We start from the raw sequence: 17,414 nt of genomic DNA, 5'->3' as shown, positions 1-17,414 counted from the left end.
CCGGACCCACCCCGCCTTCGACAGTTTTCCGCGAGCTGTTGGAACGACGCTCTGCTTTGGTGGGTGCCGACCGTTGGTCGGCACGGGGTCGGATCCCGTTGCTGCGCAACGGGCTCTGACCCCAATTCGGAATTTCGATATCTGAGAGATTTCATCCACGCATGGCGTGGATCTACTGCCGGACGCCGTTCCAGTAGATCCACGCCATGCGTGGATGAGTTCATTCGATATCTGACAGATGTGCCGACCAACGGTCGGCACCCACCAACAGCCGCCGGCCAACTGTCGAAGGCGGGGCACTGTGGGTTTGCGGGGTGTGAGCCGCATGGATGCGGCGACCAAGCCCCCATGGATGGGTTCACGGCGTCCCCGCAAACCCACAGTGCCCCGCCATCCCACGGAATGCCCGCTGTTGCTGTTGCTCTTGCTTCGGCTTCTGCAGGTGCAGGGCTGCAAGCCCTGCAAAACACCCTCACTCCACCCAGCCTGCAATCTCACCGTGCTCGAACGGCCCCAGCTTGGCCTTCACCATCCGCCCCTGCGCATCAAACAACACGCTGTACGGCAGCAGCCCCTGCGCATTGCCCAGCTGCACGCTGGCATCGCGCGGGCCCGGGGTGTCCAGCACGATCGGGTAGCCCACCGGCACCCGCTGCAGGAAATCAGCCACGCCCTCCGGCGTATCCAGTGCCAGGCCCAGCACCTGCACGCCGTGCGTGCCCTGCGCGTCGGCGAAGCGCGCCAGCTCGGGCATTTCCTCGATGCAGGGCCCGCACCAGCTGGCCCAGACATTCACCAGCAGCGGTCGCCCGCGGAAACGCTGGCGGATGTCCAGTGCTTGCCCGTCCACGCCGGGCAGTACCAGCGCCGGCAACGCATCGCCGGCGCGAAGGACAGGCATCGGAGACTTCATATCAGCGGGCGTCGAAGCCGCCGGCGCTGGCGTCAACCGATGCCCGGCCCACAGGCCAAGGCCGGAGGCCAGCACCGCTGTCCACAGCAGTGCGGGCCGTTGCCAGCTCATCGGGCGGTGCGCAGCAGCGCTTCTTCCACCAGGGCCTGGGTCAGCAGCGTCGGCAGCACGGTCGGCGGTGCGCCGGGGCCGTACACCACGTACAGCGGCACGCCCACGGCCTTGTGCTCATCCAGGAACGCGGTGATCTGCGGGTCCACGTTGGTGTAGTCGCCGCGCATGTACACCGCGTTGGTGCGCTTGAGCAGTTCCTTGAACTCCGGGCGCGACAGCACCGCGCGTTCGTTGGCCTTGCAGCTCACGCACCAGTCGGCGGTCATGTTCACGAACACCACGCGGTTGTCCGCACGCAGGCGGTCCAGCATCTGCGGCGAATACTCCACCACATTGTCACTGGCGGCCTGGGCGGCGCGCGCCGGCGGGGCCAGCTGGGTCACGCCCCACACCGGGGCGAGCGCCGCCAGGGCCAGCAGCACGCCCAGCAGGCTGGCGCCACGCTTGCTGCGCCAGCGGCTGGTCTCGAACAGCCACAGGCCGGCAGTGAGCAGCAGCAGGCCACCCAGGGCCAGCGCCATGCCGTCCACGCCGCGCTGCTTGCCCAGCACCCACAGCAGCCACAGCGCGGCGGCATACATCGGGAAGGCCAGCACGTGCTTCAGCGTTTCCATCCACGGGCCGGGCTTGGGCAGGCGGCGGGCCAGGGCCGGCACGAAGCCGATCAGCAGGAACGGCAGGGCCAGGCCCAGGCCGAGGAACAGGAACACCAGCATCGCCGCGATCGGCGGTGCCACGAAGGCGTAGGCCACGGCCGGGCCGAAGAACGGACCCACGCAGGCGCTGCCGACCACGCAGGCCAGCACGCCGGTGAAGAAATCGCCAGCCGGGCCGCTGCGGCGGGCCAGTGACTGGCCCAGGTTGCCGATGCCGCCGCCCATGGTGAACACGCCGGACAGGCTGAGGCCGACGGCGAACATGATGTAAGCCAGCGCCGCCACCACGCCCGGGTGCTGCAGCTGGAAACCGATGCCCACCGCGTTGCCGAGCATGCGCAGGCCCACCATCAACGCGCCGATCACGGCGAAGGCCACCAGCACGCCCAGCGTGTACCACATGGCATGGCTGCGGGCACGCTCGGCGCTCTCACCGCTCTGCGCCAGGCTCAGCACCTTCAGCGACAGGATCGGCAGCACGCAGGGCATCAGGTTCAGTACCAGGCCACCGCCCAGGGCCAGCAGCAGCACCCACAGCAGTGAACTGTCGGTCTTCGGCACGCTGCCCGGCGGCTTGGTGCGCTTGGCATTGTCCTGCTGCGCATCGGCGGCGAACGCATCACCGCCCGCGGCGCTGTCAACGGCAGCGTCGGTGGCATCGTTGGGCACGGTCGGCAGCAGGCGCCGCGGCGTGCCATCGGCCTCCTCGCGCGGGCTGTCGCTGGCCGTGGCAGGCGCCGCAGTGGCCGTGCCATTGCCGGCGGCGGTCAGCGTGCCGGCCGGAATCGACAGCTTCACCCGGCGGGTCATCGGCGGGTAGCAGATGCCATCGGTCTGGCAGCCCTGGAAGGTCACCACCAGGGTGCTGTCCACGGCCTCGGTGCGGGTGCGGCGCAACGGCAGCGGCACTTCCACCTGGTTGAAGTACACCGAGACATCGCCGAAGTGCTCATCGCGGTGCGACTGCGCGGCCGGCCAGCGCGGCTTGTCGGCCAGCACGCCGGTGCTGCCTTCCAGCTTCAGCGAGGTGCGGTCGCGGTACAGGTAATAGCCCGGTGCGGGGGTGAAGCGCAGCAGCAGGGTGTTGCCATCGCTGGCGATGGCATCGAAGCCGAACGCCTGTTCCGACGGCAGCGGCAGGGCCTGGGTGTTGCTGGCGCCCGGCAGGCGCAGGCCACCGCCGCTACCGGCCAGCGGGTTGTTGAACGGGCTCACGCCGGTGGCGCGCGCGGTGGGCAGCGCGGCCTTGCCGCCGGCGCCGGGCAGGGCCACCTGCACGATGCGCTTCTGCGGCGGGTAGCAGACGCCGGCATCGGCGCAGCCCTGGTAGCGCACTTCCAGGCTGATGGTGCCGGCGGCATCGGCGGGCGTGCCGGGCAGGGTGGCCAGCAGGCGCTCGCGATAGGTCTCGACCTCGCCGAAGAAATCGTCGTGGTGCTTGTCGCCCTTGGGCATCTGCAGCGCGCCGGCGTTGAAGGCCGGGTCGGCCTTGACGCTGGTGCGGTGGCGATACAGGTAATAGCCCGGCGCGATCTTGAACTGCAGTTGCAGCTGGCCACGTTCGGGCGCGGTGGCGGTCAGCGCGAACGCCTGGTCGACCGGCAGCAGATCCTTCTCATCCAGCGCGAAGGCCGGCAGGGACAGCCAGAGCAGGGCGCACAGTGCGGCGCCACGAGCAAACAACTTCATCAATCGGTGTCCTCCCGGGTCTGTGCCCGGATCCAGTCCAGATACGCCGGCAGGCCGGCCCGGGTTTCGACCGCGATGCACTCCGGGAGTTCATACGGATGCAGTTCGACGATGCGGGCGATCGCGTCATCGACGCGGCTCGCCGTGGTCTTCACCAGCAACTGCAGTTCGGCGTCGGTGGTGACGTCGCCCTGCCAGCGGTAGGTCGACTGTGCCCCCTCCAGCCGGGTGACGCACGCAGCCAGGCGCTCGCTGACCAGCGCGTGCGCGATGCGCTCGGCACTGGCCCGGTCGGGGCAGGTGGTCAACAGCAGCAGGACGGGATCGACGGTCGACATGACCGCCGAGTATAGGGCCGCCGCCGGGTCTGGGCCCGGCGGCGGCATGGACCGCTGCGTTGCGCGGTCAGTTGGCCAGCTGGCAGCTGGTCGGTTTTGCCGAGGTGAACAGGGCCGGGGTGGCCCATTCCGGGTGGTCGATGAACGGGTTGCGGTTGCCCTGGAACGAGTAGATCACGTCATTACGAGCACGTTCGGCGGCATCCGGCGGATCGGACAGGTGCCAGTCGATCAGGGTCGACAGCAGGCCCATGTAGGCCGGCGAGCTGCTGGTCTTGACGATCTTGCTGCGGTCGTCGGTCAGCTCCAGGTCCGGTTCGGACTGGCCGGTGGCCGCATCCTTGCCGCCCTCATAGCGGATGGCCATGTACATCACCGCACGCGCCATGTCGCCCTTGCGCTTGCCCCACACCTCGAAGGTGCCGGTGTTGCCGTCGGGGGTGCGCACCCAGTTGGAATTGCCCGGGTAACCGCCGCTGCCGCCGCCCTGGCCGTTGTTGGCCTCGGTGGCGCGCTCGCCGCAGTTGGCATCGCACTTGCCGAACGGCTTGTTGCCGCGGTCGGCATTCCACTGCGCATCGGTCAGGTACAGCATGTGGGTGTCGGTGTACGGGGCGTACGGCAGGCCCTTGTCGCCGGTGGTGCTGGCAAAGCCCAGCGAGTTCGGCCAGGTGTGCTCGCGGTTGTAGGTCAGGCCGCTGCCCGTGCCCGCACGGCTGCTCACCTTGGTGTAGCTGTGGTTGCGGTAGGCGTCGAGGATCTTGCCGCTGTTGTTCGGGTCCTCGTCGGCAATTTCCAGGATGGTCCAGGTGCTGGTGCCCGAGCCGCTGTACGGGTAGGCGGTGTGGCCCTTGATGGTCTCGTGCAGCGAGCAGCGCAGCTGGCTCGGGCTGGAGGTGTTCACCTTGGAGTAGTAGCCCTCCGGGGTGCCCGGGTTGCCGGGATTGCCGGGGTCCGGATTGCCCGGGTCCGGGTTGCCGGTGGTGCTGGCCACGGTGAAGGCGATGCGGCTGTCAGCGGCCGGGTGCGCGCCCTGGTTGTCGGTGATGCGCGCGGCGCGGATGTCGAAGCGGCAGGCCTCACCGGCCACCAGGGCGGTGTTGGTCGACAGCTTCACGGTCTTGCCGCTGCCCGGCCAGGTCAGCGGCACGCTGCCGGATTTGCCGCAGCTCAGGGCGAAGGCGCCGCTGGCCAGGGTCACCGTCTCGCTGAACACCACTTCCAGGTCGGCCGCGGCCGGGAAGGTGCTGCTGCCCTGCGCCGGGGTGGTGGTGGTGACCGACGGCGGCGTGTTCGGGCCGCCCGGGGTACCGCCACCGCCGTTGAAGGTCTGGTTGTTGTTGCAGCGGCCGAAGGTTTCACCGGCCGATTCAGCCCAGGTGAAGTGGGCGTACTGGCTGCCGCTGCCGGTCAGCTGCAGCGAGGTGCCCGGGGCGGTGCTGTTGGTTTCGGCAACCGGGATGTTCTGGCTGGTCATGCCGGCGGCGGGGCCACCGGAGGCGGTGATCGCGCCTTCGTAGCTGAGGAACTGGACCACCTTGCCGCTGGCGTCGACCAGGGCGATGCCGTCGTTGGGGCCGTTCTGGAGGCCGTTGGTCGGGTAGGTAACCACCGCGAGGGTGGCACTGCCGCAACCGGCGGCGGTGCCGGCCGGCACCGGCTTGTTGTCGTAGACCACGGCCGCCGAGGCGTTGGCGCCGTTGTACAGGTACAGCCGGTAGCCGGACAGGTCCTCGCCCGCGGTGGCGACCACTTCGATGGCTTCGCCGACGTCACCGGCCGGGGTGCTGTCGTCGTAGTGCAGTTCGTTGATGAAGACCTCGGCCTGGGCCGGCGCGGCGGCCAGCGCCAGCAGGCAGGCGGCGGCGAGCGGGGACAGCAATCGCATCGACTACTCCTTGTGATTGGGAATGCCGGGCGAGCCTAAGGCCGAACGCGTGACACTTTGCCGTAACTGAACGTCAGATATCTGACACTGCGACGCAGTTCACCAAAATTGCGGAAACCAGCCCTGGCCCCCGTCTGTCCGTCGCCGCAGCGCACGGTCGAAAAATTTTCCGCCACGGGGCTTGAAAGGCCCGGGGGCAGCTCCATCTCTGTCCTGCTCCCGACCTGTCGGGCTTTTTCACGAGCAATGCTGGCAGTCACCTGGGGTGAGTGCTAACATCGCCAGACTTTTTCAGACCAATCAATAACTTAAGAGGTCTCTCATGAGCATCAAGCCGCTGCACGACCGCGTTGTGGTCAAGCCGATCGAAGCCGACGAAATCTCCGCCGGTGGCATCGTCATTCCGGATTCGGCCAAGGAAAAGTCCACCAAGGGTGAAGTCGTCGCCGTCGGCCCGGGCAAGGCCCTGGACAACGGCACCGTGCGCGCCCCGTCGCTGAAGGTTGGCGACAAGGTCATCTACGGCCAGTACGCCGGCAGCTCGTACAAGAGCGAAGGCGTCGAGTACAAGGTCCTGCGCGAAGACGACGTGCTCGCCATCATCGGCTGAGCCTCGGCGCGACCTGCTTTCCTGTAAGACATCCCTTTTCGTCGCCGGGCCTGGCCCGGCGCAAACATCGAGGTAATCGCAATGGCTGCCAAGGATATTCGTTTCGGTGAAGACGCCCGTTCGCGCATGGTGCGCGGCGTCAACGTTCTCGCCAATGCCGTCAAGGCCACCCTGGGCCCGAAGGGCCGCAACGTCGTGCTGGAAAAGAGCTTCGGCGCTCCGACCATCACCAAGGACGGCGTCTCCGTCGCCAAGGAAATCGAACTGGCTGACAAGTTCGAGAACATGGGCGCGCAGATGGTGAAGGAAGTTGCTTCGCGCACCAACGACGACGCTGGCGACGGCACCACCACCGCCACCGTGCTGGCCCAGGCCCTGATCCGCGAAGGCGCCAAGGCTGTGGCCGCCGGCATGAACCCGATGGACCTGAAGCGTGGTATCGACAAGGCCGTCGTGGCCGCCGTTGCCGAGCTGAAGAACATCTCCAAGCCGACCGCCGACGACAAGGCGATCGCCCAGGTCGGTACCATCTCGGCCAACTCGGACGAGTCGATCGGCCAGATCATCGCTGACGCGATGAAGGAAGTCGGCAAGGAAGGCGTGATCACCGTTGAGGAAGGCTCGGGCCTGGACAACGAGCTGGACGTGGTCAAGGGCATGCAGTTCGACCGCGGCTACCTGTCCCCGTACTTCATCAACAACCAGCAGTCGCAGACCGCTGACCTGGATGACCCGTTCATCCTGCTGCACGACAAGAAGATCTCCAACGTCCGTGACCTGCTGCCGGTGCTGGAAGGCGTCGCCAAGGCCGGCAAGCCGCTGCTGATCGTTGCCGAAGAAGTCGAAGGCGAAGCGCTGGCTACCCTGGTGGTCAACACCATCCGTGGCATCGTCAAGGTCGTGGCCGTCAAGGCTCCGGGCTTCGGCGACCGTCGCAAGGCGATGCTGGAAGACATGGCCGTGCTGACCGGCGGCACCGTGATCTCCGAAGAAGTTGGCCTGTCGCTGGAAAAGGCCACCATCAAGGACCTGGGCCGCGCCAAGAAGGTGCAGGTTTCCAAGGAAAACACCACCATCATCGATGGCGTGGGTGACAAGGCTGCCGTCGACGCACGCGTCGGCCAGATCAAGACCCAGATCCAGGACACCTCCTCGGATTACGACCGCGAGAAGCTGCAGGAACGCGTTGCCAAGCTGGCCGGCGGCGTTGCCGTGATCAAGGTCGGCGCGTCGACCGAAATCGAAATGAAGGAAAAGAAGGACCGCGTCGATGACGCCCTGCACGCTACCCGTGCAGCCGTTGAAGAAGGCGTGGTCCCGGGCGGCGGCGTTGCCCTGGTCCGTGCGGTCACCTCGCTGGCTGGCCTGAAGGGCGCCAACGAAGACCAGAACCACGGCATCCAGATCGCCCTGCGTGCGATGGAAGCCCCGCTGCGCGAAATCGTGGCCAACGCCGGCGAAGAGCCGTCGGTCATCATCAACAAGGTCAAGGAAGGCACCGGCAGCTTCGGCTACAACGCCGCCACCGGCGAGTTCGGCGACATGCTGCAGTTCGGCATCCTGGACCCGACCAAGGTGACCCGTTCGGCGCTGCAGAACGCTGCCTCGATCGCTGGCCTGATGATCACCACCGAAGCCATGGTTGCCGAAGCTCCGAAGAAGGACGAGCCGGCCATGGGTGGCGCCGGTGGCATGGGCGGCATGGGTGGCATGGGCGGCATGGACTTCTAAGTCCACGCGTTCCCGACGTAATGAAAAACCCCGCCGGAAGGCGGGGTTTTTTTGTGGATGCGGATCGCGATGCCTGCCATGAAATCTTCCAACTGCTTGATATAAATGAATTTACCTTCGCTGTGTTAGCATGCTTACATGGACATCAAAGGTCAGATTCTTCGGAAGATCAGGCCCCGGAAAGCGGAGGCATTCCTTCGCTCGGAATTTGATGGTCTGGGTGGGCGCCGCCAGGTCGGGGCGGCACTGAAGGCGCTGGTGGAATCACGACAGCTGGAGCGCATCCAGCGCGGTATCTACGCGCGGCCCGCTGCGATTGCGAGATTGGGACGCCACACGCTTTTGGCAGGGCTTCACCCTTCGAAGCGACCGCCACTGACCGGCGTTACCCGTTGGGCGCGGATGCGCGCCAAGCAGGAGGGGGTTGTTCATACGGTCGGCTACATGGACGCCTGGGCGACGGCGGTGACGTCGCTCGCCGGCGATAGCGTGGCCAGCGATGAGACGGATGATCTACTGGTGGCATTGACGCGCCATGGCAAGCTGCCAGCGCGCGAAATGGTCAAGCTGGTGATGGAGCATCATCGCAGGCTCAAGGATGTTTGATGCCTTCGGTGATTTCGCATCTGCAGGCTATCTGCGGAATCACGAAGGTGAGAAGGATCCCGATCTGATCAAGATTGCGGAACATCAACTGTTCCGCGCGCAACTGCCGGCCGCACTTGCCTTTCTCGAGCAGGTTGAGGAGGTGGACTATGACGCTTTCCTGGAGGTCCATCGGATCCTGTTCGAGGGACTCTACCCGTGGGCGGGTCAGGATCGGCAGATGCTTGTGCCGGGAAAGCATGTCAGCAAGGGTGATGTCCATTTCTGTCATCCTTCGGAGTGCCGGCGGGCGGTCGCGTATGCGCTTCGGCTTGCAAATGACACGCAGAGGATGCGCGAATGCCCGGGTGAGATCATGGGGATCTTCGCGTATGGGCATCCATTTCTTGATGGGAATGGCCGCACGATGCTGGTTGTCCACTCCGAACTCTGTCACCGTGCGGGCATATCCGTAGACTGGACGCGGACAGGCAAGAACGCCTACCTGGCTGCATTGACGGAGGAAATCGAACAGCCTGGCCAAGGCCATCTCGATGCCTATCTCGCACCCTATCTGGGCCCAGTCGCTGGCAGACATGTCTGGAACCGCAGCATCATGGAACTGCGCGGGCTCGACGGTGAGAACGCGGGTGCCGACCTGGCCGCTTCGTATCAGGATCCGCAGGTTGAGGCGGACTACGAGGCATTCGAGCAGGCGCGCAACTACCCGATCCCCTAGTGGAGTGAACGAGCACAGGCTTGATTGGTAAGCTCATACCAATATAATTAGTCGCCTAATCATTGATGTGAGTGTCATGCTGGAAGCAAAACACACCGCCCTCATCGACGAGGCTGCCCGCCGCGGCCACGCCAACCTGGCTCAGCTCCGTCTATGTTTCCAGCTGCTTTCCCTGTCCACCGCCATCGACCGCGACTGCGCCACCCGGCTTGCCCCACACGGCCTCAGCGAAGGCCGCTTCATTGTGCTGTTCCTGCTGCACGGCGCCGGCGGCACGCTGCCGCCGCACGAGCTGGCCGAGCGCGCAGGCGTCACCCGCGCCACCATCAGCGGCCTGCTCGACGGGCTGCAGCGCGAAGGCCTGCTGCAGCGCAGGCACGATGCCGAGGACGGCCGCCGCCTGCAGATCGTGCTGACCGCACGCGGCAGACGCCTTGCCGAGGAACTGTTCAACCAGCACACGCACTGGATCGGCGGACTGTTCAATGGCCTGGATGCCACCGAACAAGCGCAGCTTTCGCAGCTGCTGGGCAAGGTCTGGCTGCACACCGACAGTGGGCGCGAGGCCACGCCATGAGCGCTGCCATCAGCGCCGAGCGGAGGCACGAACTGGATATCGGCGAGGCGGCCAGCACGCATCTGGCCGAATGTCTTGCCGTGGATTTCGCAACGTTGCTGCACACGGTTGCGGCGCTGCCAGACGCCGCCGTGCAGCGCATGCGCGCTGCCGCCAGCAAGGGCATCACCCAACGCATGGCGCTGGCGGCAACACTGCTGCGCGAAGCAGGGCAGGGTGATCCCGCGCGCTGGCAGTCGCATCGCTCGGACACCGTACGCGGTTGGGCCTGCTACCTCATCGGCAGTGATGCCACGCTGGCGCTGGCCGGGAAACTGCAGGCGATGCAGCCACTGGCCGATGACGCGCACTTCGGCGTACGCGAATGGGCGTGGCTGGCAGTGCGTACCGATCTCGTGGCGGCGCCACAGCAGGCGCTGCAACTGCTGCTGCCGTGGGCGCATGAAGCCTCGCCCTACCTGCGCCGCTTCGCCTGCGAAGCACTGCGCCCGCGCGGCGTCTGGGCCAGCCACATCGCCCTCTTCAAGCAACAACCGCAACACGCACTGCCGCTGCTGGAAGCCCTGGCGAACGACCCCGAGCGCTACGTGCAGGACTCGGTGGGCAACTGGCTCAACGATGCCAGCAAGACACAACCCGAGTGGGTGCGCGACCTCTGCGCGCGCTGGCAGCGCGAACACAGCAGCGCAGCAAACACGTACATCCGCAAGCGCGCCCAACGCTCCCTTCGGTAGCGCCGGGCCATGCCCGGCGGACGATCCAACACCACCAACCCAAGGAAGGCCCCAATGCCCCACATCCTCATCGAGCACTACACCGCAACTCCCGCCTGGGCTGCACTCCCGCCCGAGCAACGCAGCGCCTTCTTCGCCCGCATCAGCGCCGGCATGCAGCAGTTCGACGCAGCGCGCATCACGCCGTTGGCAATGGGCCGCGTCGCCCACGATGTACCGCATGGCAGCGCCGATCAGTTCTACGCCGTCTGGCAGTGCACCAGCCGCGCCGACGCCGATGCACTGGTCGCCGGCATCAGCGCCACAGGCTGGCATGAGTACTTCACCACCACCAACACGATAGGCGCCGTGGACGCCATGCCGCAGCACCTGCACGATCTGGCGACCCACGAGTAGATCCACGCCATGCGTGGATGAAGCCTCCCACGCAGCCAGGTAGCGCCGGGCCATGCCCGGCGTCTCCCCAGTCATCCGCCAGCGCCTGACTACCGCGGCCGTACCCGCTCGGCCGCGTACGTACCCAGTTCCAGGCAGGCCATCATCAGGCCTTCCATCACGCGCGGGCCTACATCATGTTCCGGCCCGCCGTTCTGGCGGCTGCGCTCGGCGGCCAGCAGCACTTCATGCACGATACGCAGCCCGGCAAGCGCGCAATCGCCATCGGACAACTGGATGCGCCGGCCGATCGCCAGATTGGGCTCGGGCCAAGGATGGCCATCGCTGCCGGCACCCGCGCCGATGCGTTGCAGGCTGGCAATGAAACTATGGGGATCAGGCGCGGCGTCGTCGGCGTTGGTGCTGGTCGGATCGTCGTGGTTGCGGCCCGGGAAAGGGACGTGCTTTGCGTTCATGGCATGTGCTCCGTACAGAGAAGACGGCAGCGCCACCGGAATAGGTGGCGGACGGTACGTGGCGGCAAAGACCGGGAGATGTTGATACCGGCGGGTGCAAGCACCCCCACGCACCGCCCGCCATGGAACGCGGACGGATTGCCAGCCGGCGCCGCACAAGGCGACGCCGGCTGGCAAGCGTTTACAACACCTCTACGGGCTTTGCCGACCCGGCCACCCTTTGTCGGTGGCAATCCATCTTGTGCACATGCCTGCGCGCAACACCAAGGGCATCCGCGACAGCCATCAAAGCGCGCCGCAGTATTGCATACGCCGGAGGCTATGAAATCCGCTGTTTCACCTACATTTTTCTGGCGTTGAACTTCGCGCGTGAGAAGGAACGGATGCGTCACGCAGCACGCTGCCACTTGGTTCAATTGCGACAGCCGGTGCGGAGATCAGGTATCGGACAGTACGCAGCTGGAAATCCAACTGGATAGACTGCACAGGAAGGAGGGCCACACTGACGGATTTCCGTACTCAAACGAACAATCCGAACGTCAGCATTTTCCCTTCATGTACTCCTCGCGAGTTTCGCAGCGGCACCGACAAATTTTCTGCTGTCTGCGCAGTCGTGCCCGAACATAGCCATCGATCCGGATGCGCGCAACGTCTGCCTGGACTGGGCCCGCTGGCGGGGGCGCTCTGCGGCTCAAGCCATCCAGCAGCAGGGGCGATCACGCCAGGGCACATGCGCCTGTCACCAATACGCGGTAAACATGACGACTGCCCATGTCCACCCGCAGGGAAGTCGATCATGCAGAGCAAGCTCCAGGTCACGCTGTACGGAACCCTTGGCGAAAGCCCCGCGCTGCAGTTGCCGGGGCTGGAAGGGCCGTCGGTCGCCATCCTGGAATCGACCCTGCGACAGCTCGTCTCCGATCTCTACACCGCCCGCGCGCTGCTCAACCCCGAGCAACTGGACGAGGCGCAGAAGGAACTGGACCGCGTGGTGGAACGCTGGGTGGACATCCACGAGGGCCTGCTGCTGGACGTGGAAGTCCACAGCCGTTAGGTATCGCTCCCTTTCAGGTGCGGGCACGCGCCTTCACGCCGAGTGAGTCGCAAATGGCCCTGTCCGTCCTGTGCCTCCAGGTGCCATGGCGTGTGTCGCCAATGGACACGTAAACAATCTCGGTTCAATTGCGACACTCAGAATCGCTTCTGACTCTGGCCGAGTCGCAACCGGCCGCGTCCCACAAGAATGCAACCATTGGTAGTGCGCTGCCGGGCAGAGTGTAGCCCGGCTGATTGACGCATTCCCAAGGACGTGATTCATGAATGGACGGCTGCTGACCGGGCCCGTGCCCGTGGATTCCCGAAGCCGCCGGATCGATATCCGCTGGCCTGGGCGGGCCCCGGCACCTGCACTCTGGCCGCATGCGCTCCGCTACCGCGACGCATTGAATGAATCTTTCCGGCTGGATGTCCTTTGCCGGGGCAACGATGCCGCCGCTGACACCGATGCGCTGAAAGGACGCATCGTGGCGTTCGGCATCGACACCGGTGGCCAGCAGCGGCGCTGGCTGTGTGGCGTGGTGTCAGGCATCGTTGCGGGCGGCGGCAGCGGGCATTATTCGACGGTCGAGCTGACGGTGGAGTCGGCCCTGTCGATGCTCGATCGCCGCCGTACCTGCCGGGTGTTCCAGGACCGGACCGTGCCAGAGATCGTCGCTGCCATCCTTGACGAGCACATGGCCCGAAATCCCGTCATCGGGGCCTGTTTCTCCTATCGCACTCTGCTCGACCGGCACTACAGCCCGCGGTCCTACTGCGTGCAGTTCAACGAAAGTGACCAGCATTTCATCGACCGCTTGCTCGCCGAAGAGGGCATCACGTACTTCTTCAGGTTCGATGGCGGCGACGACAGCGGTGGCCATCACATGGTCCTGACCGATGCCGGTAGCCTGCCAGACGAGCCGCCCCGGTCGCTGCAGCTCCTGGCGGCGGGCGCTGCATCAACGGGCCGCCAGCAGTGGATCAGCCAGTGGCAACGGGTCAGCCAGCTCACCACGCACAGCGTCGCACTGGCCAGCCACGACTATCGTCCCGCCTGCGCGCTGCGTGGCCGGGATGAAACCGTTGTGGAGCAGGGCAGTGGGAGCCATCAGGCCGGCCGCTCCCTGAGCGACTACCAGGCACTTGCACCGTACTACGCCGACCACGACCGCGAGCTGGGCGCGTACGCCCGCCTTCGCATGCAGGCCGAAGAGATGAAAGCCGCTACGTTCCATGGCGAGGGACCGCCCAGCGACCTTCCCATCGCCAGCAGCTTCGTGCTCGAAGATCCATCCGCCAGTGCGGATACGGCACGGCAGCCTTCCGCCTTCATCACTACGTCCACGCACACCGAACTGCGTAACAACCTGCTGGAGGTGGCGCTGTGTTCGCCTGCGGTTGATGAGGCCATTGCCGGCGAACACCTGGCCGCCGGTTACGGCGACTATCTGCGGTTCACCGCCGTGGCCGCCGGCGTACCGCTGGTACCCCGTTACGCCGGTCTGTTCGATCGCCCCACCGTCCATGGCATGCAGACCGCAACCGTGGTGGGCCCTGCGGGCGAGGAGGTCCATACCGATGAACTCGGGCGCATCCGCATCCGTTTCCACTGGCAGGAGTCTGACCAGCACCCGTCCGATACGCCGGAGGCCAGCGAACGCTCCTCAACGTGGGTGCGTGTGTCCTGGCCCGGGGCTGGGGATGGGTTCGGGTACCAGTTTCTGCCACGCGTCGGCCAGGAAGTGCTGGTCGCCTTCCTGCACGGGGATATTGATCGCCCCGTGGTGGTGGGCGCGCTGCATAACGGACGCCAGGCGCCGCCAAGGTTCAGTGGCCAGCATGGCCTGCCCGGCAACCGCGCGCTGGCAGGCATGCAGTCGCGTGAGCACGGCGGCGAAGGCTACGGCGAGCTGTTGATGGACAACACTTCAGGTGAAGTCCGTACGCGCCTGGCCGCCAGTCCATTTGCCAGCGAACTGAACCTGGGCCACTTGAGCACGCCACGCAGGGACGGACACGCCCAGCCGCGCGGCGAGGGTGCCGAACTGCGGACCGATGCCGCACTGGCCCTGCGCGCTGCGCACGGGGTGCTGCTCAGCACCTATGCGCGCCAGATGGCGTCGGGCGAGCAATTGGACCGGCAGGAACTGCTGGCACTCCTGGACGACTGCACCCAGCTCTTCCGGGGCCTGGGTGAGGCGGCCACCGCGCGTGGTGCCTCAGCCTGCGAGGACGAAGGCATGGCGGAGCTTGTGCGCGCCCTGCGCGAATGGCCCGATGCGAACGCGCCAGGGGAAGGGGCACCGCTTGTGGCCGTGGCGGCGGAAGGGGGGCTGGTCAGTGCCACCCCTGCTTCCCAACTGCAGTACGCCGGCCGCAACCACGATGTGGTGGCAACCGACGATGTACAGAGCAGCAGCGGCGGCCACACCCGGCTGATGGCGGGGCGTGGGCTTTCCCTTTACGCGCAGGATGAGCACCTGCAGGTGATCGCCAACCACGGCGATGTGATCCTGCAGGCGCAGCAGGCCGATCTGCAGGCGCATGCGGAAAACAACCTGCTGATGGCGGCGGGCGAGGGCGAGGTGGTGATCTCCGCACCGCGTATCCGTCTGGTGGCCGACGATGGCAGCTATCTCACGCTTGGCGGCGGCATCGAGCTGGGCACCGACGGAGCCGCCGTGGTGCACGCCGCGCGCCATGACTGGTTGGGCGCGAAGACCGAAAGCGCCGACACGCCGGCATTTGCACGGGAGCCGGCCAGCCGGCAGCTGCGCTTCCATTACGAAGGCGATCTGCAGGCCGTTGCCGCAGGCGTGCAGCACACGCTGTCGCTTGACGATGGAGACACCGTGCAGGGCACTGCCGACGCCGAAGGGCTGGGCGAAGCCGTGCAGCGTGATGGCATGCAGCGCGTGCAGATACAGGCGCGACAGAAAATCGAAGATGCCCAAGGAGAAACCGATGGCTGAGCGCATCGTAACGGACAACCTCGCCACCCGCTTGCTGCCCAATGCTACCCAGCCGAAGAACGTGGCCATCCCGCGGGCACGGCCGGGCGTGGTGATCTTTCTGCATGGTGTGAATGACCCGGGTGCATCTTATGCCTCGGTGGAGACTGGACTGTGCCAAGGGCTGAATGAGCGGCTGGACCGGCAGGATCTGAAGCCGGGGCGGTACGGCGAACGGTTCTGGGTGGCGAAGAGCAAGGATCGCAGGACGCACGACGAGGACGACGTCGACGTTCTCGATGACCCCGATACCTATCTCTACAAGCGCGACGACAAGACTGCCAAGAGCGTGCTGATCCCGTTCTACTTGGGCTACCGCGCCGCAAAGAACGAGATCCTCCGGGATGAGAACGGTGATCCCGCCAAGGTGCGCACTCAGTACCAGGACAAGAATGGCAATCGTCTTGATCGCCACTTCGGTAAGCCGGGCGGGTTCTTTGCCAATGCCACCAACAACCTGCCGGAGATGTATGGCAAGGGCTACGACAGCATCAAGCGGCATGCTGCCAATGCGACATTCGACAATACCAAGTTCATGGGTATTGGCCCGCACCGGCGCTACTTTGTACTGGCCGCCGAGCGGTTGGCAGCGCTGATTGCCACCATACGCAGCATCTACCCGTCCGAAACCATCACCATCATGGGCCACAGCCAAGGCACGCTGATCACTTTGCTGTCGCAGGCCTTGCTGATCGACCGTGGCGAGCGTTGCGCGGATTGCGCGATCATGGTGGCCAGCCCTTATTCGCTCATTGCCGAGAGGACGCGGCCCGGGGGAGACACACTGCACACGCTGCAGCGCATTGTCGAGCGGATGACCAAGACACCCTATGTATTGCCTTCATTGGACGATCTCGCGGCCGGGAAACCGAAATCGTATGGTCGTGCGGGCCCACGCTGGAGCTCCGGTCAAGGGCAACGGCTCGGCAAGAGTGGATCCACCGTCGTATTCCCAGAGCGCGACAACCGGGGCAAGGTGTACCTGTACTTCAGCCCCGATGACACCACGGTAGGGCTGGCCGATGTATCAGGTATCGGCACGCTGGGGGTGCCCGATCTTGTCGATGGCGGCCGCCCCGGCATGACCCGACTGGCGAAAATCGGCTTCAAGCAACGGATGTGGACCAAGCGCCATCGGAATGGCAGGCCCGTGATGATTGGCGATGCGCCGACCCACCAAGCGCTTCGCGCGAAAGGCGAACCACGCTACGCGGGTGGTGTAAGCCTGGGCACGGTGGCTGCTGCCATTGCCATGACCGAGGGCAGCCAGGTGCTGATCAATGGCGAGGCGTTGGTGCCGCCACATGCGCCGCAGATGTTCGGCGGGGAAGCCGTCAAGGGGACGCCCACCACCTCGGGCATGGACAGGCCAGATGCCGTCAGTACCCAGCTTGCATTGGGCAAGTCGGATGCGGATTTCCCTTTCCTGCCGCTGCCGAAAGCGTTGCACAAGCTCAGCGACAAGGCTGCAAAGGATCGGTTCAACGAGGGAAAAGAGGACGGCGATAAGACGCATGCCGTGCGCTCCGCCGGTTGGGGGAAGGGCAAAGAGCGCGAGATGACACCCAACGAGATAGGGGGCTGGATGAGTCGCTCCGACGAGGTTCTGGACGAGAACAGCTACCACTCTGGCGTGCTGCGTGATCCGGAGAACCATCGCTGGGTGACCGCAATGGATGTGGCGATCGGGCAAGGGCACAGCCTGGACGATCCGGAGTGGCGGGAGCTGCTGACGTTGATGGCGGATTGGCGGATGACGGATAAAGAAATGGAGAAATTGCAGAAGAATTCGAAGTGGGCAGAGCTCGATCCGAGAGTTCGAGATCTGGTGAAGGCTTCGGGCAAGTACTACCTGACAGGTGAGTTCCCTCCTGCCTCATTGGTAGATCTAAAAAGGTTGCCCTCGCTGGTTGATGGCCGCATCCCGGAAGGCGGCTGAG

General features: G+C 65.5%; 15 protein-coding genes. 10 read left to right on the top strand and 5 right to left on the bottom strand.

Translation table 11 applies throughout. From position 1 onward, the window contains the following. Positions 1 to 472: 472 nt before the first annotated feature. The 4 genes from QMZ26_RS06100 to QMZ26_RS06085 form a co-directional block, all read right to left on the bottom strand. On the bottom strand, positions 473 to 1,024 hold the full coding sequence (locus QMZ26_RS06100) for a TlpA disulfide reductase family protein (RefSeq protein ID WP_283220891.1): 552 nt from the start codon (positions 1,022 to 1,024) through the stop codon (positions 473 to 475). Further along, positions 1,021 to 3,375, bottom strand: a complete 2,355-nt coding sequence (locus QMZ26_RS06095; RefSeq protein ID WP_283220890.1) for a protein-disulfide reductase DsbD domain-containing protein — start codon at positions 3,373 to 3,375, stop codon at positions 1,021 to 1,023. Before QMZ26_RS06095 ends, QMZ26_RS06100 begins: the two co-directional genes overlap by 4 nt. Next, positions 3,372 to 3,710: a divalent-cation tolerance protein CutA gene (gene cutA / locus QMZ26_RS06090; RefSeq protein WP_150453002.1), complete on the bottom strand. Its 339-nt coding sequence runs from the start codon at positions 3,708 to 3,710 to the stop codon at positions 3,372 to 3,374. The genes QMZ26_RS06095 and cutA overlap by 4 nt, the downstream gene beginning before the upstream one ends. Before the next feature lie 67 nt (positions 3,711 to 3,777). Next, complete coding sequence (locus tag QMZ26_RS06085; protein ID WP_079223702.1) at positions 3,778 to 5,598, bottom strand: endonuclease; 1,821 nt, start codon at positions 5,596 to 5,598, stop codon at positions 3,778 to 3,780. Between the two features lie 322 nt (positions 5,599 to 5,920). Between QMZ26_RS06085 and QMZ26_RS06080 the strand changes: the two genes are divergently transcribed. The 7 genes from QMZ26_RS06080 (at position 5,921) to QMZ26_RS06050 (ending at position 10,970) form a co-directional block, all read left to right on the top strand. Beyond that, positions 5,921 to 6,208, top strand: a complete 288-nt coding sequence (locus QMZ26_RS06080; protein WP_079223700.1) for a co-chaperone GroES — start codon at positions 5,921 to 5,923, stop codon at positions 6,206 to 6,208. An 81-nt stretch (positions 6,209 to 6,289) separates the two neighbouring features. Beyond that, positions 6,290 to 7,939, top strand: a complete 1,650-nt coding sequence (groL, locus tag QMZ26_RS06075; RefSeq protein WP_006473018.1) for a chaperonin GroEL — start codon at positions 6,290 to 6,292, stop codon at positions 7,937 to 7,939. A 138-nt stretch (positions 7,940 to 8,077) separates the two neighbouring features. Next, positions 8,078 to 8,545, top strand: coding sequence for a hypothetical protein (locus tag QMZ26_RS06070; RefSeq protein WP_100462233.1), 468 nt, complete (start codon positions 8,078 to 8,080; stop codon positions 8,543 to 8,545). After that, positions 8,538 to 9,263 carry a Fic family protein gene (locus QMZ26_RS06065; protein ID WP_283220889.1) on the top strand — a complete coding sequence of 242 codons (726 nt, stop codon included), beginning with the start codon at positions 8,538 to 8,540 and terminating at the stop codon, positions 9,261 to 9,263. The genes QMZ26_RS06070 and QMZ26_RS06065 overlap by 8 nt, the downstream gene beginning before the upstream one ends. Before the next feature lie 76 nt (positions 9,264 to 9,339). Next, positions 9,340 to 9,840, top strand: coding sequence for a MarR family transcriptional regulator (locus QMZ26_RS06060; protein ID WP_283220888.1), 501 nt, complete (start codon positions 9,340 to 9,342; stop codon positions 9,838 to 9,840). Continuing rightward, on the top strand, positions 9,837 to 10,574 hold the full coding sequence (locus QMZ26_RS06055; RefSeq protein ID WP_283220887.1) for a DNA alkylation repair protein: 738 nt from the start codon (positions 9,837 to 9,839) through the stop codon (positions 10,572 to 10,574). The genes QMZ26_RS06060 and QMZ26_RS06055 overlap by 4 nt, the downstream gene beginning before the upstream one ends. A gap of 54 nt (positions 10,575 to 10,628) precedes the next feature. Further along, positions 10,629 to 10,970, top strand: a complete 342-nt coding sequence (locus QMZ26_RS06050) for a DUF6616 family protein (protein WP_283220886.1) — start codon at positions 10,629 to 10,631, stop codon at positions 10,968 to 10,970. Positions 10,971 to 11,059: 89 nt separating this feature from the next. On the opposite strand, the gene QMZ26_RS06045 is transcribed toward QMZ26_RS06050, so the two are convergent. Beyond that, positions 11,060 to 11,425 (bottom strand): hypothetical protein, encoded by a 366-nt coding sequence (locus tag QMZ26_RS06045; protein WP_283220885.1) that lies wholly within the window; start codon positions 11,423 to 11,425, stop codon positions 11,060 to 11,062. Positions 11,426 to 12,221: 796 nt separating this feature from the next. On the opposite strand from QMZ26_RS06045, the gene QMZ26_RS06040 reads away from it, so the two are divergent. The 3 genes from QMZ26_RS06040 (at position 12,222) to QMZ26_RS06030 (ending at position 17,413) form a co-directional block, all read left to right on the top strand. After that, the gene (locus QMZ26_RS06040) at positions 12,222 to 12,479 is read left to right on the top strand and encodes a hypothetical protein (RefSeq protein WP_079223682.1); all 258 of its coding nucleotides are present in this window, start codon (positions 12,222 to 12,224) and stop codon (positions 12,477 to 12,479) included. Positions 12,480 to 12,741: 262 nt separating this feature from the next. Further along, positions 12,742 to 15,435, top strand: a complete 2,694-nt coding sequence (gene tssI, locus QMZ26_RS06035) for a type VI secretion system Vgr family protein (RefSeq protein ID WP_283220884.1) — start codon at positions 12,742 to 12,744, stop codon at positions 15,433 to 15,435. Further along, positions 15,428 to 17,413 (top strand): DUF3274 domain-containing protein, encoded by a 1,986-nt coding sequence (locus tag QMZ26_RS06030; RefSeq protein WP_283220883.1) that lies wholly within the window; start codon positions 15,428 to 15,430, stop codon positions 17,411 to 17,413. Before tssI ends, QMZ26_RS06030 begins: the two co-directional genes overlap by 8 nt. The last annotated feature ends 1 nt before the right edge of the window (position 17,414 follow it).

Source organism: Stenotrophomonas sp. PFBMAA-4 (assembly GCF_030053215.1).
Lineage (GTDB): Bacteria > Pseudomonadota > Gammaproteobacteria > Xanthomonadales > Xanthomonadaceae > Stenotrophomonas.
This window is presented reverse-complemented; position numbering and strand designations above follow the sequence as displayed.

Excerpts from the sequence above, each read along its gene's own strand:
- QMZ26_RS06030 (WP_283220883.1), top strand. The coding sequence starts at position 15,428 with ATGGCTGAGCGCATCGTAACGGACAACCTCGCCACCCGCTTGCTGCCC.
- QMZ26_RS06065 (WP_283220889.1), top strand. The coding sequence starts at position 8,538 with ATGTTTGATGCCTTCGGTGATTTCGCATCTGCAGGCTATCTGCGGAAT.
- QMZ26_RS06050 (WP_283220886.1), top strand. The coding sequence starts at position 10,629 with ATGCCCCACATCCTCATCGAGCACTACACCGCAACTCCCGCCTGGGCT.
- QMZ26_RS06080 (WP_079223700.1), top strand. The coding sequence starts at position 5,921 with ATGAGCATCAAGCCGCTGCACGACCGCGTTGTGGTCAAGCCGATCGAA.
- QMZ26_RS06045 (WP_283220885.1), bottom strand. The coding sequence starts at position 11,425 with ATGAACGCAAAGCACGTCCCTTTCCCGGGCCGCAACCACGACGATCCG.
- cutA (WP_150453002.1), bottom strand. The coding sequence starts at position 3,710 with ATGTCGACCGTCGATCCCGTCCTGCTGCTGTTGACCACCTGCCCCGAC.
- QMZ26_RS06100 (WP_283220891.1), bottom strand. The coding sequence starts at position 1,024 with ATGAGCTGGCAACGGCCCGCACTGCTGTGGACAGCGGTGCTGGCCTCC.
- tssI (WP_283220884.1), top strand. The coding sequence starts at position 12,742 with ATGAATGGACGGCTGCTGACCGGGCCCGTGCCCGTGGATTCCCGAAGC.
- QMZ26_RS06055 (WP_283220887.1), top strand. The coding sequence starts at position 9,837 with ATGAGCGCTGCCATCAGCGCCGAGCGGAGGCACGAACTGGATATCGGC.
- groL (WP_006473018.1), top strand. The coding sequence starts at position 6,290 with ATGGCTGCCAAGGATATTCGTTTCGGTGAAGACGCCCGTTCGCGCATG.
- QMZ26_RS06060 (WP_283220888.1), top strand. The coding sequence starts at position 9,340 with ATGCTGGAAGCAAAACACACCGCCCTCATCGACGAGGCTGCCCGCCGC.
- QMZ26_RS06070 (WP_100462233.1), top strand. The coding sequence starts at position 8,078 with ATGGACATCAAAGGTCAGATTCTTCGGAAGATCAGGCCCCGGAAAGCG.
- QMZ26_RS06085 (WP_079223702.1), bottom strand. The coding sequence starts at position 5,598 with ATGCGATTGCTGTCCCCGCTCGCCGCCGCCTGCCTGCTGGCGCTGGCC.
- QMZ26_RS06040 (WP_079223682.1), top strand. The coding sequence starts at position 12,222 with ATGCAGAGCAAGCTCCAGGTCACGCTGTACGGAACCCTTGGCGAAAGC.